The sequence below is a fragment of the Halomonas sp. C22 genome (genome assembly GCF_007655045.1).
GTDB classification, from domain to species: domain Bacteria; phylum Pseudomonadota; class Gammaproteobacteria; order Pseudomonadales; family Halomonadaceae; genus Vreelandella; species Vreelandella hamiltonii.
The window spans coordinates 69,000-86,334 of sequence record NZ_VBVC01000003.1 but is presented as its reverse complement, the minus strand read 5'-3'; the positions used below and the strand labels follow the sequence as shown (position 1 = coordinate 86,334).

Below are 17,335 nucleotides of genomic sequence, written 5' to 3'. Positions count from 1 at the left end.
AGAACATATAAGGGAAACGACATGGCTACTGATATCAAAGCGCCAACCTTTCCGGAATCCGTTGCCGAAGGCACCGTGGCCGCGTGGCACAAGAAGCCGGGTGACAGCGTCGAACGCGACGAGCTGATCGTTGAAATCGAGACCGATAAAGTGGTGCTTGAAGTCGTCGCACCGGAAGCGGGAACCCTGACCGACGTGATGGCCGAAGAAGGCGATACCGTCGAGTCCGAGCAGGTATTGGGCAAGATCGGCGAAGCGAGCGGTGCTGGCAGCAAGAAAGAGAGTGCCGCCAGCGATGACAGCGCCGAGAAGGCCGAGTCCAAAGAAGCCGCCAAGCCAGCCGGTGGCAAGCAGCACGACGTGAAGGCGCCCAGCTTCCCTGAGTCCATTCAGGAAGGCACCGTGGCGACCTGGCACAAGAAAGTAGGCGAAGCGGTCAAGCGTGATGAAGTGCTGGCCGACATCGAAACCGACAAGGTCGTGTTGGAAGTCGTGGCGCCTGCAGATGGTGCCCTGGCGGAAATCAAGGCAGAAGAGGGCAGCCAGGTTGAGTCCGAAGCGATTCTGGCAACCTTCGTAGAAGGCGGTGGCAGTGACCAGGCCAGCGCTTCTTCTAGCAGCGCTTCCAACGACGCTGACGATGAAGGCGCCGATGAGAAGGTAGGTGACAAAGTGCTGGCACCGGCTGCTCGCAAGATGGTTGCCGAGCACGATCTGGACGTTTCCAAGATCGAAGGTACCGGCAAAGGCGGTCGCATTCTGAAAGAAGACGTTCAGAAAGCCGTCAAGGATGGTTCGGCCAAGAAAGCTGCCAAGTCCTCTGCGCCGGCCAAGGCTGCGGCGGCTCCGGCGGTGGCGGGTGAGCGCGAAGAGAAGCGCGTACCGATGACCCGTCTGCGCCAGACCATCGCCAAGCGCCTGGTTCAGGCACAGCAGACCGCGGCGATGCTGACCACGTACAACGAAGTGGACATGACGGAAATCATGGCCCTGCGTGCCCAGTACAAGGACACTTTCCAGAAGACCCACGATGTCAAACTGGGCTTCATGGGCTTCTTTGTAAAAGCCGCTTCCGAAGCGCTCAAGCGCTTCCCGGACGTCAATGCCTCCATCGACGGCACCGACATCGTCTACCACGGTTATCAGGATATCGGTGTCGCCGTCTCCACCGACCGTGGCCTGGTGGTACCGGTATTGCGTGATACCGACAGCATGAAGATCGCTGACGTCGAGCGCAGCATCGTCGACTTCGGCAAGCGTGGCCGTGACGGCAAGCTGGGCATGGACGACATGATCGGTGGTACCTTCACCATCACCAACGGTGGCACCTTCGGTTCACTGATGTCGACGCCGATCATCAACCCGCCGCAGACCGCTATCCTGGGCATGCACAAGATTCAGGATCGCCCCATGGCGGTGAATGGCAAGGTCGAAATTCGCCCGATGATGTATCTGGCGCTCTCCTACGACCACCGCATGATCGACGGTAAAGATGCGGTAAGATTCCTGGTGACTATCAAAGAGCTGCTGGAAGACCCGGCTCGCTTGCTGCTGGACGTATAACGAAGCGCGTTGATCCGCCTTCGCTGTTGATGAAACGTTCTCTGCAATCGCACTTTGCCTCCTGCCCGGTTTAGATCAACCCGGGAGGGGGCAACCAAGCTAAAGGAGCCAACATGGCTGACAAGTTTGATGTGATCGTTATCGGTGCTGGCCCTGGTGGCTACGTAGCGGCTATCCGCGCTGCGCAGCTGGGCCTGAAAACCGCCTGTGTTGAAAAATGGATTGGCAAGGAAGGCAAGGTCGTCCACGGCGGCACCTGCTTGAACGTAGGCTGTATCCCGTCCAAAGCGTTGCTTGAAGCGTCGCACAAGTTCGTCGAAGCCAAGCACGATTTCGACGACATGGGTATCGAAGCCGGTGACGTCACCATGGACGTCAAGAAAATGATGGCCCGCAAGGACAAGATCGTTAAGAACTTGACCGGCGGCATCTCTGGCCTGTTCAAGGCCAACGGCGTGACCGCCATCGAAGGTACCGGCAAGGTCGTATCTGGCAAGCAGGTCGAAGTCACCGATCTGGACGGCAACACCACCGCCTACGACGCCGACAGCATCGTCATCGCGGCAGGCTCCGTGCCGGTGGAAATTCCGCCCACGCCGCTGACCGAAGGCCTGATCGTCGACTCTACCGGCGCACTGGAATTCCAGGAAACGCCCAAGCGCCTTGGCGTGATCGGCGCTGGCGTCATCGGCCTGGAGCTGGGCAGCGTCTGGAACCGTCTGGGTTCTGAAGTCACCGTTCTGGAAGCGATGGACTCCTTCCTGCCGATGGTCGACACCACGATTGCCAAAGAGACTCAGAAACTGCTCAAGAAGCAGGGCCTGGATATCAAACTGGGCGCCCGTGTGACCGGCTCCGAGACCAACGGTGAAGAAGTCATCGTCAAGTACACCGATGCTGACGGCGAGCAGGAAATCACCTTCGACAAGCTGATCGTATGTGTCGGCCGTCGTCCTTACACCAAAGGCGTTGTGGCCGATGGCGTGGGCGTCGAGCTGGACGAGCGTGGCTTCATCTTCGTGGACGACCAGTGCCGTACCAACGTGCCGGGCGTTTACGCGATTGGCGACTGTGTACGCGGCCCGATGCTGGCCCACAAGGCCTCTGAAGAGGGCATCATGGTGGCGGACATCATCGCCGGTCACAAGGCCGAGATGAACTACGACACCATCCCCAGCGTCATCTATACCTTCCCGGAAGTGGCCTGGGTCGGCATGACCGAGCAGGACGCCAAAGCCAAGGGTATCGAAGTCAAGACCGGTAGCTTCCCCTTCGCAGCCAGCGGCCGTGCCATGGCCAACAACGCCACCGAAGGCAGCGCCAAGATCATTGCCGATGCGGAAACCGACCGTATTCTCGGTATGCACATCGTGGGTCAGCACGCCGGTGAGATGATCGCCCAGGGCGTGATCGCCATGGAATTCGGCTCCAGCGCCGAAGACCTGGCATTGACCTGCTACGCGCACCCGACCATGTCGGAAGCCGTGCACGAAGCTGCTCTGGCGGTAGAAGGTCATGCCATTCACATGGCCAACCGCAAGAAGCGCAAGTAATTCGCTAAGCAACAACCAAGCGCCACCGTCAGGTGGCGCACCACTTTCATGGCGGTGTGGCAACTCGCCGTCATGAAAGTACGGGGATGACCAGCACCTGCAAGATGTTCTTCAGGGCGACTGATCATCGTTCGAGTCACATGCAACCAATGGCATGAATCGATGAACCTTCACGAGTATCAAGGTAAACAGCTGTTTGCCGATTATGGTCTGCCAGTGTCCAAAGGCTTTGCCGTGGACACTCCCGAAGAAGCAGTAGAAGCGTGCAAAAAGATCGGCGGCGACATGTGGGTCGTCAAAGCCCAGGTTCACGCTGGCGGCCGCGGTAAAGCGGGCGGCGTCAAGCTGATCAAGGACCCGGCAGAAGCCAAAACCTTCGCCGAGCAGTGGCTGGGAAAGAACCTGGTCACTTACCAGACTGACGAAAAAGGTCAGCCGGTTGCCAAGATTCTGGTAGAGACCTGCACCAACATCGCCGACGAGCTGTACCTGGGCGCGGTCGTTGACCGTACCACTCGTCGCGTCGTGTTCATGGCCTCCACCGAAGGCGGTGTCGAGATCGAAACCGTCGCCGAAGAGACGCCGGAGAAGATCCTGAAAGCGGAAATCGATCCGCTGGTCGGCGCACAGCCCTATCAGGCGCGTGAGCTGGCGTTCGCGCTGGGTCTGGAAGGCGATCAGGTGAAGCAGTTCACCAAGATCTTCCTGGGTCTCTCCAAGCTGTTCCACGACAAGGATCTGGCGCTGCTCGAGATCAACCCGCTGGTGATCACCGACGAAGGCAACCTGCACTGCCTGGACGCCAAACTGGGCCTCGACAGCAACGCCCTGTACCGTCACCCGGACCTGCAGGCGATGCGCGATCCTTCCCAGGAAGATCAGCGTGAAGCCGACGCCGCGAAGTGGGAACTGAACTACGTGGCCCTCGACGGTAACATCGGTTGCATGGTCAACGGCGCTGGCCTGGCCATGGGCACCATGGACATCGTCAACCTGAGCGGCGGCAAGCCGGCCAACTTCCTGGACGTTGGCGGCGGCGCGACCAAAGAGCGCGTAGCCGAAGCGTTCAAGATCATCCTGTCTGACGACAACGTCAAGGCCGTTCTGGTGAACATCTTCGGCGGTATCGTTCGTTGCGACATGATTGCCGAAGGCATCATCGGTGCCGTTGAGCAAGTCGGCGTCAACGTGCCGGTCGTCGTTCGCCTGGAAGGTAACAACGCTGAATTGGGCGCTGAGAAGCTGGCGTCCAGCGGTCTGAACATCATCGCTGCTACCAGTCTGACCGACGCGGCTCAGCAGGTTGTCAAAGCAGCGGAGGGCAAGTAATGAGTATCCTGATCGATAAGAACACCAAGGTCATCTGCCAAGGGTTCACCGGTGGCCAGGGCACGTTCCACTCCGAACAGGCGATTGCCTATGGTACGCAAATGGTCGGCGGTGTTACGCCGGGCAAAGGCGGCCAGACGCACCTGGGCCTGCCCGTGTTCAACACCGTGAAAGAAGCGGTCGAGAAAACCGGCGCAGAAGCCAGCGTGATCTACGTACCGGCAGCGTTCTGCAAAGACTCGATCCTTGAAGCAGCCAACGCTGGCATCAAGCTGATCGTGTGCATCACCGAAGGCATCGCGACCCTCGACATGCTCGAAGCGAAAGTAAAATGCGACGAGCTGGGCGTACGTCTGATCGGCCCGAACTGCCCCGGCGTGATCACTCCGGGCGAATGTAAAATCGGTATCATGCCGGGTCACATTCACCAGCCGGGTAAAGTGGGCATCGTATCGCGTTCCGGTACCCTGACCTACGAAGCGGTCAAGCAGACCACTGACCACGGTTTCGGCCAGTCTACCTGTGTCGGCATCGGTGGTGACCCGATTCCGGGCTCCAACTTCATCGACATCCTGGAGATGTTCGAGAAGGACCCGAAAACCGAAGCGATCGTGATGATCGGTGAAATCGGCGGCACCGCTGAAGAAGAAGCCGCGGCCTACATCAAGGCCAACGTTTCCAAGCCGGTGGTTTCCTACATTGCCGGTGTGACAGCACCTCCTGGCAAGCGTATGGGCCATGCAGGCGCCATCATCTCTGGCGGTAAAGGTACTGCCGACGAGAAATTTGCTGCCCTGGAAGACGCCGGTGTCAAAACCGTACGCTCCTTGGCGCAAATTGGCGATGCACTGAAAGAAGTGACCGGCTGGTAAGCCGCGTACTTTTTCAGAGCGCTAAAAAAGGGCACCTTCGGGTGCCCTTTTTGCGTTTTATGAAGGCTGTCGGAGTATTGGAGTGGGTCAACCCTGGCGCAATAGGCGAGTGCTGTAGAGCAGTAGCAGCGGTGCTCCGGCAGCAAGATAAAGGTGGTAGCTGATGAGCCGCCACACCAATACGGCGGCCGCGGCCTGCTCACGTTCCATCAAGGGTAGCAGCAGGCTTCCCACCCCCACTTCAGCAGCCCCGGCACCGCCAGGAAGAAAGCTGAACTGGCTGGCAGCCATGGCCAGCATCTGGGTTAGAAAGGTCCAAAGCCAATCGGCATGCCCGCCGATGCCAATCACCGCCAGATAGAGCAAGCTGTAGCGCAGCAGCCAGTGCATGGCCGTCAGCACCAGCATGGCTGCCAGCGTGGCGTTAGGTAGTGCCAGTGTGATACGCAGCGCGTAGCGGCAGCGCAACAGTCGCCGGACCAGCCAGCGCCTGCGGCCAGGGCGGAGCCATGCCAACAGTCCGATCAGCCATTGACGACGAGTCCGCAGCAACTTGGGTAGGTAGCTCATCATCAGCGAGACACCTACCGCTAACAGCACGAGCCCTAGTAGCGAAAGCTGAACCAACCCTTGGTGCGGCCATTGGGCGTTACCGAAAACTGATATTGCCATCAAGCCACTGAGCATCACCAGAAAGAACAACAGGTCGCACCCCTGGTCGATGAGGAACACCGCTGCGCCTTTTGAGGGAGAAAATCCCCGCTGGGCAAGTAGCAGCAGCAAGGTGGCCGGGCCGCCGCTGCCGCCGGGTGTTGCGCATAGTGCGCACTTGGCGGCCAGTTCAATGCCCAGCGCACCACGCTGACCAAGCTGACCAGCACGGCCGTTGAGCATCAGGCGCAGACGGGTGGCGTTCAAATTCCAGCATAGCGCCGCCATGGCGATCATGAGCAGCAGCAGGCCCAGAGGGAACTGCGCTACGTGTTCGAATGCCTGTCTGCCTCCTGCAAGCGATGTCAGTACCAGCGGTGCCACCAGAGCTACTAGCAGTAGCACACCGTGAAGCGGGCGAAAGCGCAGCAGTCGTTGAGGTTTAGCGACGGAGGGCGAGGGCATGGGGCTGTTCGAGTCCACAGAGGTCGACATAGTGTGTGAGCAGCGAGCCAATCACGCTATCCCAGCTGAACTGACGCTCCACATAGTGGCGTGCGAAGCGTCCGCTGGCGACAATGTCATTGCGAAACAGCGCGGAACAGGCGTCCGCCATCGCGGCTGGGTCAAGTGGCTGGCAGAGCACCCCGGCTCCAAGCGGTACGTTTTCCATCAGTGCGCCCGCCCGGGCGCCAATCACTGGTATGCCACTGGCCATTGCTTCCTGTGCCACCAGTCCAAAGGTTTCCCGAGTCCCTGCATGCAGCATCGCATCGCTGCTGGCAAGCGCCCTGGCGACCTCATGGCTTCCGCAGCAACGGTTCACCACCGTGACATTGCTTGGCACTTGGGTGGGCATTCCAGGGCCCATCAACAGCAGATGGTAGTCGCTGCCAAGTGCTCGCATGGTGGCTAGCAGCACATCGATATTTTTTTCCCGAGAGAAGCGGCCAACAAAAATCAGCAGCTTCTTATTCTCAGGAATGCTCATGGCTGCTCGAAAGTCGGGGTCGCGTCGAGAGGGATGGAACTGCTCCAGATCGACCCCTAGTGACTGCACGCGTACGTTGGGAACACCCCATTCAGTCAGGCGTTCAGCCATGGCGTGGCACGGCGCCAGCACGCTATCAAAACGCTGGTAAAGGTCCACCACATAGCGAACCAGCCGCTGACGAACATGGCGGCCAAATCGGTCACCCATCAAGTGAGGTAAGTCAGAGTGGTAGAACCCCACGACTGGCACGCCCAAGTGTTGGCCAGCTTCCAGCGCTGCCCAGGCGGTGACGTAAGGGTCGCCTGCTTCGATCAACGTGGGGGAGAGATTGATCAGCGCATCTTGCCAAGGGCGACGGCGGACTGGAAATCGATAGCCTTGGCCAAGAGGTAGATGCAGCGCTGGCAACGTATGGTGATCCCCTAAGCTATCACGCTCAGCTCCAGGCACCAGCAGGCTTGTGCGCAGGCCTGCCGTTCGGGAGAGCACGCGATGCTTGGCCTGCAAGTAGGTGCGAACCCCGCCACTTGCTGGGGCGTGAAACATGGTCACATCGGCGATATGCAAGGTAACCTCCGAGCCACATAAGGGTCAAAGAATCACCTTAGGGAAGAATTACGTCAATTCTGCGACAATATCCTGGCGCGGTAGAAATAAAAACGCCACGGACGAACCGTGGCGTTAGCAGACGCTGGGCTGCAAATGAGTGATTAAACAGCGGGTTTCGCCACCAGCGAGCGGGTCTCTTCACGGGCTTCCGTGAGCGAGACACGCAGGCTGTCGCCCAGTTTGAAGCGCTCTTCGCCTTCGATCTGAATGCGGCCCTCTTTATCGTCGATCACCACCTTGTCGCGGTCGCTATGCATCAAGGGGGCTGGCACGAAGGCCGTGGCGCCGTTTTCGATCAGACGCACCCGCATGCCGCCACGATTGATGGCCATGATTTCGGCCTCGAAGGTATCCTGGTTCTGTGCTGCCGGGGTCAGGTAGCGAACGTAGAGCCAATCTTTCACGTCACGCTCGGCCATACGGTTCAGGCGGCGGCGTTCGGTGAGCTGCTCGGTGAGCTGCTGGCTGGCCTCTGCCGGGGCCTGTTCACCCTTGAGCACGCGCTTGATCAAGCGGTGGTTGACCATATCGCCATACTTGCGGATCGGCGAGGTCCAGGTGGCGTAGGCGGGCAGCCCCAGGCCGAAATGCGGGCCAGGCTGGGCCGACATGCTGGTGAAGCCCTGGAAACGGCGCAGGCGGGCATCCAGCCAGGCGTCGTCACGGCTTTCCAGTGCGCGCTTGAGCTCTTTGTAGTGCGCCAGCTCGGTCAGTGCTTCCTGGGCCACGTCGATCTCCTGACTGGCGAGGAACTCCTGAGCCGCTTCGGCTTTTTCGGGCTCGAAGGCGCGGTGCACGTTGAAGATGCCGTGGCCGATATGGCTGGCTAGGAAGTCTGCACAGCAGGCGTTGGCCGCAATCATCGACTCTTCGATCATGCGGTTGGCGATGCGTCGGTCTTCGGTACGCACGCCCAGCACGTTGCCTGCTTCGTCCAGATCGAACACGTAATCCGGGCGGTCCTTGAACACCAGCGCGTGCTCGTTGCGCCAGGCGGTGCGGGCTTCCGTCATGGCCTGCAGCGCTTTGAGCTGCTCGGCAATCTCTTCGGCCGGTGCCCAGTCGCCCTGGCCTTCGATCCAGTCAGAGACGCGCTCGTACACCAGCTTGGCGTGGGAGGTCACGTTGGCGGCAAAGAAGCGGTAGTCGCCCAGGCTGCCGTCGGCGTTGATGTCCAGCGTACACGCCAGGGCCGGGCGCTCCTGGCCTTCCCACAGCGAGCACAGGTCATCGGCCAGCTGCTCAGGCAGCATGGTGACGTTCTGGCCCGGCAGGTAAACCGTGAAGGCACGCACACGCGCTTCCAGGTCGGCCGCGTGCTCCTCATCCACATACGCCGTGGGGTCGGCAATGGCTACGCTCAGCTGCCAGCCGCCTTCCGGACGCGCCACCACGTGCAGGGCATCGTCCATATCGCGGGTCTTCTCACCATCGATGGTGAAGAAGGGGCGTTGCGTCAGGTCTTCCCGAGTCAGGCCCTCATCGCGCAGCGGCCAGTCGCTACCGGCATCCGGGCACTCCTGCTCCAGCGCGTGGCGCGCCAGGGTGACACGCCACGGCACGGCGGGGTTGTCGACCTTGGCGACCAGCTCGTCGATTTGGGCAAAGAAGCCGCGATCGTTCTCCTTGAGCGGGTGACGCACCAGACGCGCCACGACCCAGTCGCCGTCGCCAATGCTGTCTTCGTCCAGGCTGTTCTTGATGCGGGCTTTCAGCACATTGCGAATCGAGGGGTGATCGGGCACCACTGCCAGGCGGCCTTCGCGCTTTTGCACGCGGGCGATGAAGCGGTCCAGGCCCGCTTCGATCAGCTTCTCCGGCTCGACGGATTTTTTGTCGCCGTTCTCATGAATCACGGCTTCGACGCGGTCGCCGTGGAGCACCTGCTTCATGGCAGGCGGCGGCACGAAATAGGATTCGCCGCTGTCGGTTTCAAGAAACCCGAAGCCTTTTTCGGTGGCTTTGATCACCCCTTCGGCGCGGGGAGTGGTTTCACGGATCTGTTGCTTGAGCTGGGCAAGCAGGGAGTTATTTTGAAGCATGTGTTCGATCAGTTGGCGAGAGTAGGGTGCCACTATACGGATTCCCGTTGGCTGCGCCAATCGTTGCCCTTGGGTAAGTCACGCCCGCTCAGGCGGGTCAATGACTTACCCGCTTGCGGATGAATCGGTTAAGCTGAGGCTCACTTCATGCGCCACGCCCAAGGAGCCTGTATGACCCCACGCCTGATTGTTTCCGACCTGGACGGTACGCTGCTGGGTAGCGACCACCGGTTACACGACAGCACGGTAGACGTACTGCGCGCCCTGGTGCAACAGGGTCACCATGTGGCGCTGGCCTCGGGCCGTCATTACCACGACATGCGGGTGTTTCGTGAGGAACTGGCCATTCCGGCCCATTTGATCAGCACCAACGGTGCTTACACCCACGCCCCGGATGACCGCTTGATCAGCGCGTCTCACCTGGCACCTGAACATGCACACACCTTGATTCATCTGCCCCGGCCCCCGCAGGTGCGCCTGAGCCTGTATCGCGATGATGGCTGGCATGTCGATGCCGAAGCGCCGCACCTGCTGTCGCTGCATGCCTCCACCGGGTTCACCTATGACGTGGTGCCACCCGAACAGATGGACCGCCACGGGGTGGGCAAGGTGCTCTATCTGGGTGACCCTCAGGCGCTGGCCGAACTGGAGGCCCAGGCCCACGCGGCACACGGTGAGGGGCTGCACATCACCTACTCCACGGTGGACTCACTGGAGATCATGGCGGGTGGGGTGAACAAGGGTGTTGCGCTGGCGGCGCTGCTGGAGTCATTGGGCCTCACCGCCGCCGACTGCCTCGCCTTTGGCGACAACCTCAACGACACCGAGATGCTGACCCTGGCCGGGGAGGCGCAGGTCATGGCCAACGCCCACCCGGCGCTGTTCGACCGTGTACCCGATGCCCGGCGCATTGGCCATCACGGGGAAGCGGCGGTGGCCCAGTGGTTGGCTGAGCGTTTCGGGCTGTCGGGTTAGCTCTGCCACCTTAGTCGAGAGCCGCTTGCGGTAGCGACAGCGCTCCACCATCATCTAGCCCCTAAAACGATAACAACCCAGGGGCGCTTTCCACGATGACAACCACGCCTGCGACCTTGATGGTGGTCGATGATGACCCGGAAATCCGCGAGCTGCTGGCGGATTATCTGGGGCGCCACGGTTATCGGGTGTTCACGGCCGAAGGAGCGCAGGCGCTCTATCAGCAGCTTGCCGAGCAGACGCCGGATTTACTGATCGTCGATGTCATGATGCCGGGGGATGATGGCTTTACCATCTGTCGCGAGCTGCGCAAGCACAGCGACCTGCCGATCATCATGCTCACCGCCAGTGCGGACGATACCGACCGTATTCTGGGGCTGGAACTAGGCGCCGACGACTATCTTGGCAAGCCCTTCAACCCCCGAGAGCTGCTGGCGCGTATCAAGGCCGTGCTGCGTCGAAGCCGCACGGCAGTGGGCCCTCAGGAGGCTCGCTGGGTGCGCTTTGGCGAGTGGCAGCTGGACCGCATGACCCGCGAGCTGGTGGACCAGGCGGGCGAGCGTACGGCTCTGTCAGGTGCCGACTTCCAGCTGCTTCAGGTGTTTCTGGAACGTCCCGCCCAAGTCATTACCCGTGACGACCTGTACGCCTTGACCCGGGGCCGAGACGCCCCGCCTCTGGACCGTTCCATCGACGTGCACGTGTGTCGGCTACGCCAGCGGCTGGGTGAAGATGCCCAGCACTCGCAGCTGATTCGTACGGTGCGCGGGGCGGGCTACGTGTTGACCGCTCAGGTAGATACCGCCCTGTGAAGCGCTGGCGACGCTGGCTGCCAGCCAGCCTGCGCGGCCGTTTCGTGATCATCATGATTGCAGGGGTACTGGCCGCCCAGGTGGCCAGCTACGCGATCTGGACCTCGCAAATGCGCGCTAGCCAGCTGGAGCAGCTCGATGAGCTCTCCAGCAACATGGCCTTCAGCATTGCGTCCACCATGCGCTTTTTTCGTTCGCTGCCGGTGGACTATCGCCATATCGTGCTCGACCAGCTGCGCAACATGGGAGGCACGCGCTTTTTTGTCAGCGTCAATCAGCGGCGCATCCCCGTGGAGGACATTGGCAGCGGCCCCGAAAAAGCGGTGGTGGTGAACAATGTCCACACGATCCTCACCCAGCAACTGTCGATCGACGATGTCGTGGTGGAGTTCTCCCGCCCCGAGACCCTGCGGGTATTCAATAATGAAGTGCTGCTCTACGACCTGCCGCCGCGCTGGGGCCAGCACAGCCTGCTGATGGAGCCGCTGTCGCCGCCCATTCTGGTGGTGCAACTGGAGCTGGCCCCGGATACCTGGCTCTACGTGGCGACCCTGTTAGGCGTACCGGACATTTTCAGCGGTTACCGCTGGCTCTCTGAAGAGCGTCTGCTGGCGGGGCTGGTGGTACTGCTGACCGTGCTGGCGCTGTCGCTGTTGGGCATCACCAGCGTGACCCGACCATTGGCACGGCTGTCGCGTGCAGCCCGTCGGCTGGGCGATGATCTGGACAGCCCGCCGCTGAGAGAGAGCGGCCCCAGAGAGGTGGCCGCCACCGCCGTTGCCTTCAACCGCATGCAGCGGCGTATTCGTGAACAGGTAGAAGAGCGCGAACGGCTCTTTTCGGCGATTTCCCACGACCTTAAAACGCCCATCACCCGGCTGCGCTTGCGGGCCGAGATGCTCGATGATCCGCAGCAGCGAGAGCGCTTCTGCGCCTCACTGGATGAACTGGCGGAGCTGGTCAAGGGCGCGCTGGCCTCCGTGAAAGGGCTGGACCTCCACGAAGAGCCCGAACCCACTGACGTGACGGCGCTTCTCGAGGCGTTGGCAGACGAGCTGCGTGTGCAGGGGAGCGACGTGCGGATCAGCGGTCAGGTGCCGCCGCTGATCGTCAAGCCGCTGGCCATGAAGCGGTGCCTGGCGAACCTGCTGGAGAATGCCGTGTTCTACGGCCAGCACGCCAACGTGGTATTGGAGGAGCAGGCGGGTGAGGTCAAGGTTCAGATTCATGATCGTGGCCCCGGTATCCCGGCGGAACAGAGGGAGCGGGTGTTCTCCCCCTTCGTACGCCTGGAAGCTTCGCGCAGCCGCCATACCGGGGGCAGTGGGCTGGGCCTGGGCATTGCGCGGCACATTGCTCGTGCCCATGGCGGCGACATTCGCTTGGCCAACCACCCCGCAGGGGGCCTCGTGGCCACCTTGACCCTGCCGCGCCAACCCACCGTGACAACCCTGTAAGCCTGACTATTACAAGGTTGTAATACTATGCAGGATTCGGTAACTCCCGTTGTGACGTAGGGTGACGTACTCTGCCATGAGCCGCTGCCTGCCAGTTGGGTTGTACAGGTGGCGCGTCACTCTGTGTTCTTCATGACACCTCATAACAACAACAGCAGGAGCTATCTCATGCGTATTCTCTCACCCGTCTTCAAAAAATCTGCCCTCGCGCTGGCCTTGGCGGCTGGAACGGCCATGGCAAGTACTGCCCAGGCCAGCGAGGTGGAAGTGCTGCACTGGTGGACCTCTGGCGGTGAAGCCCGCGCCGCCAACGTGCTCAAGGAGCTGCTCGAAGCCGAAGGCTATGGCTGGCAGGATTTCGCCGTGGCCGGGGGCGGCGGTGAAACCGCCATGACGGTGCTGAAGTCTCGGGCCATGTCGGGCAATCCGCCGTCGGCTGCACAAATCAAAGGGCCGGAAATTCAAGAGTGGGGCGAGCTTGGCCTGCTGGGTGACTTGAACGACGTCGCCGAGGCCGAAGGCTGGAACGACCTGCTGCCGGGCATCGTGGCCGATATCATGCGTTACGACGGCCAGTACGTGGCCGTCCCCGCCAACGTGCATCGGGTCAACTGGCTGTGGGCCAACCCGGACGTGCTGGAGGCCGCAGGTGTCGAGATGCCCACCACGCTGGAAGAACTGTTTGCTGCCGGAGAAGCAATCCGTGAAGCGGGCTTCGTGCCGCTGGCCCATGGCGGCCAGGCGTGGCAGGACGCCACCGTGTTCGAAAGCGTAGTGCTGGGCAGCCAGGGCACCGAGTTTTATCAGCAGGCGCTGGTGGAGCTGGACCCGGAAGCCCTGGGGGGCGAGCAGATGGTTGCCGCGCTGGAAGATTTCAAACGCCTGCGTAGCCTGATGGATGAAGGCATGCCGGGGCGCGACTGGAACATTGCCACGGCCATGGTGATCGAGGGAGCCGCCGGTTTTCAGCTGATGGGCGACTGGGCGAAAGGCGAGTTCACCGCAGCGGGCCTGACGGCGGGAGAAGATTATCTGTGTGCTGCCGCCCCGGGTAGCGAAGACGCCTTTACCTTCAATATCGACAGCCTGGCCATGTTCCGCGTCACCGATGACGAGGAGCGGGATGCCCAGCACACGCTGGCCCGGCTGGTGCTGGAACCCACCTTCCAGGAAGCCTTCAACCTGGCCAAGGGGTCCATCCCCGCGCGGCCTGACCTGGACATGAGCGATTTCGACAGCTGCGCACAGCAGTCGCTGGCAGATTTCCAGCGTACTGCCGAGCAGGGCGGGCTGGTGCCCAGCATGGCCCATGGCATGGCCGTGCGTGCGGATGTGCAGGGCGCCATCTTCGATGTGGTGACCAACTACTTCAATGACGCCAACATGCCCGCCGAACAAGCCGCCCAGCGGATGGTCAGCGCCGCCCAGGCAGCGGCCTTTTGATCACGTCACCCTGACGCGAAGCGCCAAACGCGCTTGACCTTGGTGATCGGCGCCGCCGCAATGGCGGCGCCGACGGATGACGGGTGAGGAATTCCCATGACGAAACCTACTACGCGTGCCGCGTTGCCGCCCACGGCGTCCGGTCGGCTGCAGGCGTGGCTGCCGAAGCTGGTGCTGGCGCCCTCTGTCGCAGTGTCGCTGTTCTTTGTCTATGGCTTCATGCTATGGACGTTCGTGCTGTCGCTGACCAACTCACGCATGCTGCCCAGCTACCAGTTCGTCGGATTTGGCCAGTATGCCCGGCTGATGGCCAACGAGCGCTGGTGGGTCGCTTCCACCAACCTGATGGTATTTGGCGCGCTGTTCATACTGATCTGCCTGGTGCTGGGAGCGCTGCTGGCCATTCTGCTGGACCAGAAGATTCGCCAGGAAGGCGCGCTGCGCACGGTCTATCTCTACCCCATGGCGCTGTCGTTCATCGTCACGGGGGTGGTGTGGAAGTGGCTGCTCAACCCGCAGCTGGGCATTCAAGCCATGGTGCGCAGTTGGGGCTTCGAGTCGTTTCGCTTTGACTGGATCGTGGACCCCAATATGGCCATTTACACCCTGGTGATTGCCGCCGTCTGGCAGGCCTCCGGGTTCGTGATGGCGCTGTTTCTGGCGGGGCTGCGTGGTATCGACGACAGCATCGTCAAGGCCGCCCAGCTCGATGGGGCCAGCCTGCCGCGCATCTACTGGCGGGTGGTGATGCCCTGTCTGCGTCCGGTGGTGTTCAGCGCGGTGATGATTCTGGCGCATATCGCCATCAAGAGTTTTGACCTGGTGGTGGCGCTCACCGGCGGTGGCCCGGGCTATGCAACGGACCTGCCGGCCACGTTCATGTATACCCATGCGTTCAACCGGGCGCAGATCGGGCTGGGGTCGGCCAGCGCCATGCTGATGCTGGGGGGCGTGCTGGCCATCCTGATTCCGTACCTCTACTCCGAATTGAGGAGCCGCAAACATGGCTAACGTGATTCGTCGCCAAACGCTGGGCGCGCGGCTGCTGCGCGGGGTGCTTTATGGCGTGCTGGCATTGGCCGCCCTGTTTTACATTCTGCCGCTGGTGGTCATGCTGATGACCTCCATCAAGCCACTCAGCGAAATCAGCGCAGGCACCTTGCTGTCGCTGCCGCAAAACCCGACGCTCGAACCCTGGGCCAAAGCCTGGGGCGAGGCGTGTACCGGCATGCGCTGCGAGGGCGTGGGTGGCTACTTCTGGAACTCCTTTGCCATAGTCATCCCCGCCGTGCTGATCTCCACCGCCGTGGGTGCGCTGAACGGCTATGCGTTGACCAAATGGCGCTTCAAGGGCTCTGAACTTGTCTTCGCGCTGATGCTGTTTGGCTGCTTCATTCCGTTTCAGGTGGTGCTGCTGCCCATGGCGCAAACCCTGGGCTGGCTGGGGCTTTCCAGCTCGCGGGCGGGCTTGATCCTGGTGCATGTGGTATTCGGTATCGCCTTTACCACGCTGTTTTTCCGCAACTTCTACGTGGGCATTCCCAACGAGCTGGTGTCTGCGGCCAAGCTGGACGGGGCTGGGTTCTTTCGTATTTTCTGGCGCATTCTGCTGCCGGTGTCGGCGCCGATCATCGTGGTGTCGGTGATCTGGCAGTTCACCCAGATCTGGAACGACTTCCTGTTCGGTGTGGCGTTCTCTTCCCATAACACCCAGCCGGTCACCGTGGCCTTGAACAATCTGGTCAACACCTCCACAGGCGTACGTGAATACAACGTCGACATGGCCGCCGCCATGATTGCCGCGCTACCGACGCTGGTGGTCTACGTGCTGGCGGGCAAATACTTCGTGCGTGGGCTCACGGCAGGCTCCGTAAAGGGCTAATAACAATAGGATTTTGATCATGGCAGCGTTAGAAATTCACAACGTACGCAAAGAGTTTGGCAGCGAACGGGTACTGAAGGATGTCAGCATCTCCATCGACTCCGGCGAGTTTTTGATTCTGGTGGGGCCGTCCGGGTGTGGTAAATCCACCCTGATGAACGCCATTGCCGGGCTCGAACCCGTCACCAGCGGCAATATCTATATCGACGGCGAGGATGTCACCTGGCGGACCCCCGCCGAGCGCGATATTGCCATGGTGTTCCAATCCTACGCCCTCTACCCCAGCATGACCGTGCGCCAGAACATCAGCTTTGGCCTGGAGATGCGCAAGGTGCCCAAGGCCGAACGGGAAGCCGCCGTGGAGCGGGTGGCCGACCTGCTGCAGATTTCCCACCTGCTGGATCGCAAGCCCGCCCAGCTGTCCGGTGGCCAACGCCAGCGGGTGGCCATGGGGCGCGCGCTGGCGCGGGAGCCCAAGGTCTATCTGTTCGACGAGCCGCTCTCGAACCTGGACGCCAAGCTGCGGGTAGACATGCGTACCGAGATCAAGAAGCTGCACCAGCGCCTGGGCACCACCATCGTGTACGTCACCCACGACCAGGTAGAGGCCATGACCCTGGCCGACTGCATCGCGGTGATGCGCGATGGGCATATCTTGCAGTTGGGTAGCCCCGACGAGGTCTATAACAACCCCGTGGACATGTTCGTGGCGGGCTTCATGGGCTCGCCGTCGATGAACTTCATCCGTGCCACGCTGGTGGCGGCCGGGGAGGGCTACGCCCTGCGCATTGCCACGCCGGGGGAGACTGATCTGCTGCTGCCGTGGCCTGCCTCTCGCCATTCGCCAGGGCTGGTCGAGCGGCTGGAGAAATCGGTCATTCTGGGCCTGCGCCCGGAGCATTTCAGCGAAGAGGACCTGCGGCTCGCCGAGCAGGCGGAAGGCACCTTGCTGGAGGCCACGGTGAGCGTGGTAGAACCTACCGGGGCAGACATCCTGCTGCGTCTGCCGTTGGGCGAGCAGGAGATCACCGTGCGGGTCGGCCCCAAGTGCCCGGTCGCACCCGGCGAGCGTTTGGCACTGCGGGTGGATATGTCCCGGGCGGTACTGTTCGATGCCGACACCGAGCAGCGGCTGGCCTGAATCGCTGCCTGA

At 61.5% G+C, this 17,335-nt stretch carries 14 protein-coding genes; 11 read left to right on the top strand and 3 right to left on the bottom strand.

From position 1 onward, the window contains the following. The first annotated feature begins 21 nt into the window (after positions 1 to 21). The 4 genes from odhB (at position 22) to sucD (ending at position 5,317) form a co-directional block, all read left to right on the top strand. The gene (gene odhB / locus FEU76_RS07055; RefSeq protein WP_144981659.1) at positions 22 to 1,563 is read left to right on the top strand and encodes a 2-oxoglutarate dehydrogenase complex dihydrolipoyllysine-residue succinyltransferase; all 1,542 of its coding nucleotides are present in this window, start codon (positions 22 to 24) and stop codon (positions 1,561 to 1,563) included. A gap of 113 nt (positions 1,564 to 1,676) precedes the next feature. Further along, positions 1,677 to 3,116: a dihydrolipoyl dehydrogenase gene (lpdA, locus tag FEU76_RS07050; protein WP_039176345.1), complete on the top strand. Its 1,440-nt coding sequence runs from the start codon at positions 1,677 to 1,679 to the stop codon at positions 3,114 to 3,116. 162 nt (positions 3,117 to 3,278) lie between these two features. Next, on the top strand, positions 3,279 to 4,445 hold the full coding sequence (gene sucC, locus FEU76_RS07045; RefSeq protein ID WP_016914526.1) for an ADP-forming succinate--CoA ligase subunit beta: 1,167 nt from the start codon (positions 3,279 to 3,281) through the stop codon (positions 4,443 to 4,445). After that, on the top strand, positions 4,445 to 5,317 hold the full coding sequence (sucD, locus tag FEU76_RS07040; protein ID WP_016914525.1) for a succinate--CoA ligase subunit alpha: 873 nt from the start codon (positions 4,445 to 4,447) through the stop codon (positions 5,315 to 5,317). Before sucC ends, sucD begins: the two co-directional genes overlap by 1 nt. An 87-nt stretch (positions 5,318 to 5,404) precedes the next feature. Here the strand turns inward: sucD and FEU76_RS07035 are convergent, their stop codons facing one another. The 3 genes from FEU76_RS07035 to FEU76_RS07025 form a co-directional block, all read right to left on the bottom strand. Beyond that, on the bottom strand, positions 5,405 to 6,433 hold the full coding sequence (locus tag FEU76_RS07035; protein ID WP_144981656.1) for a lysylphosphatidylglycerol synthase transmembrane domain-containing protein: 1,029 nt from the start codon (positions 6,431 to 6,433) through the stop codon (positions 5,405 to 5,407). Continuing rightward, a complete protein-coding gene (locus FEU76_RS07030) occupies positions 6,411 to 7,529 on the bottom strand; it encodes a glycosyltransferase family 4 protein (protein ID WP_144981653.1) in 1,119 nt (372 codons plus the stop codon). The genes FEU76_RS07035 and FEU76_RS07030 overlap by 23 nt, the downstream gene beginning before the upstream one ends. A 143-nt stretch (positions 7,530 to 7,672) precedes the next feature. Further along, positions 7,673 to 9,613 carry an exoribonuclease II gene (locus FEU76_RS07025; protein WP_039176939.1) on the bottom strand — a complete coding sequence of 647 codons (1,941 nt, stop codon included), beginning with the start codon at positions 9,611 to 9,613 and terminating at the stop codon, positions 7,673 to 7,675. Positions 9,614 to 9,784: 171 nt separating this feature from the next. Here FEU76_RS07025 and FEU76_RS07020 point away from each other — a divergent pair, with 171 nt between their 5' ends. The 7 genes from FEU76_RS07020 (at position 9,785) to FEU76_RS06990 (ending at position 17,323) form a co-directional block, all read left to right on the top strand. Continuing rightward, a complete protein-coding gene (locus tag FEU76_RS07020; RefSeq protein ID WP_039176336.1) occupies positions 9,785 to 10,588 on the top strand; it encodes a Cof-type HAD-IIB family hydrolase in 804 nt (267 codons plus the stop codon). Positions 10,589 to 10,683: 95 nt separating this feature from the next. Further along, positions 10,684 to 11,400: a response regulator gene (locus tag FEU76_RS07015; protein WP_016914522.1), complete on the top strand. Its 717-nt coding sequence runs from the start codon at positions 10,684 to 10,686 to the stop codon at positions 11,398 to 11,400. A gap of 53 nt (positions 11,401 to 11,453) precedes the next feature. Further along, positions 11,454 to 12,857, top strand: a complete 1,404-nt coding sequence (locus FEU76_RS07010) for a sensor histidine kinase (RefSeq protein ID WP_260851388.1) — start codon at positions 11,454 to 11,456, stop codon at positions 12,855 to 12,857. A 168-nt stretch (positions 12,858 to 13,025) separates the two neighbouring features. Continuing rightward, on the top strand, positions 13,026 to 14,300 hold the full coding sequence (locus FEU76_RS07005) for an ABC transporter substrate-binding protein (protein ID WP_039176330.1): 1,275 nt from the start codon (positions 13,026 to 13,028) through the stop codon (positions 14,298 to 14,300). 96 nt (positions 14,301 to 14,396) lie between these two features. Next, positions 14,397 to 15,311 (top strand): carbohydrate ABC transporter permease, encoded by a 915-nt coding sequence (locus tag FEU76_RS07000; RefSeq protein ID WP_016914519.1) that lies wholly within the window; start codon positions 14,397 to 14,399, stop codon positions 15,309 to 15,311. Then, entirely contained in the window at positions 15,304 to 16,182 is an 879-nt protein-coding gene (locus tag FEU76_RS06995; protein ID WP_039176323.1) for a carbohydrate ABC transporter permease, read from the top strand. Before FEU76_RS07000 ends, FEU76_RS06995 begins: the two co-directional genes overlap by 8 nt. Positions 16,183 to 16,201: 19 nt before the next feature. Beyond that, positions 16,202 to 17,323, top strand: a complete 1,122-nt coding sequence (locus tag FEU76_RS06990; RefSeq protein WP_039176318.1) for an ABC transporter ATP-binding protein — start codon at positions 16,202 to 16,204, stop codon at positions 17,321 to 17,323. Positions 17,324 to 17,335: the final 12 nt, after the last annotated feature.

What these genes read in the sequence shown, in the direction of transcription:
- odhB (WP_144981659.1), top strand. Translation starts at nt 22, where the DNA reads ATGGCTACTGATATCAAAGCGCCAACCTTTCCGGAATCCGTTGCCGAA.
- lpdA (WP_039176345.1), top strand. Translation starts at nt 1,677, where the DNA reads ATGGCTGACAAGTTTGATGTGATCGTTATCGGTGCTGGCCCTGGTGGC.
- sucC (WP_016914526.1), top strand. Translation starts at nt 3,279, where the DNA reads ATGAACCTTCACGAGTATCAAGGTAAACAGCTGTTTGCCGATTATGGT.
- sucD (WP_016914525.1), top strand. Translation starts at nt 4,445, where the DNA reads ATGAGTATCCTGATCGATAAGAACACCAAGGTCATCTGCCAAGGGTTC.
- FEU76_RS07035 (WP_144981656.1), bottom strand. Translation starts at nt 6,433, where the DNA reads ATGCCCTCGCCCTCCGTCGCTAAACCTCAACGACTGCTGCGCTTTCGC.
- FEU76_RS07025 (WP_039176939.1), bottom strand. Translation starts at nt 9,613, where the DNA reads ATGCTTCAAAATAACTCCCTGCTTGCCCAGCTCAAGCAACAGATCCGT.
- FEU76_RS07020 (WP_039176336.1), top strand. Translation starts at nt 9,785, where the DNA reads ATGACCCCACGCCTGATTGTTTCCGACCTGGACGGTACGCTGCTGGGT.
- FEU76_RS07015 (WP_016914522.1), top strand. Translation starts at nt 10,684, where the DNA reads ATGACAACCACGCCTGCGACCTTGATGGTGGTCGATGATGACCCGGAA.
- FEU76_RS07010 (WP_260851388.1), top strand. Translation starts at nt 11,454, where the DNA reads ATGATTGCAGGGGTACTGGCCGCCCAGGTGGCCAGCTACGCGATCTGG.
- FEU76_RS07005 (WP_039176330.1), top strand. Translation starts at nt 13,026, where the DNA reads ATGCGTATTCTCTCACCCGTCTTCAAAAAATCTGCCCTCGCGCTGGCC.
- FEU76_RS07000 (WP_016914519.1), top strand. Translation starts at nt 14,397, where the DNA reads ATGACGAAACCTACTACGCGTGCCGCGTTGCCGCCCACGGCGTCCGGT.
- FEU76_RS06995 (WP_039176323.1), top strand. Translation starts at nt 15,304, where the DNA reads ATGGCTAACGTGATTCGTCGCCAAACGCTGGGCGCGCGGCTGCTGCGC.
- FEU76_RS06990 (WP_039176318.1), top strand. Translation starts at nt 16,202, where the DNA reads ATGGCAGCGTTAGAAATTCACAACGTACGCAAAGAGTTTGGCAGCGAA.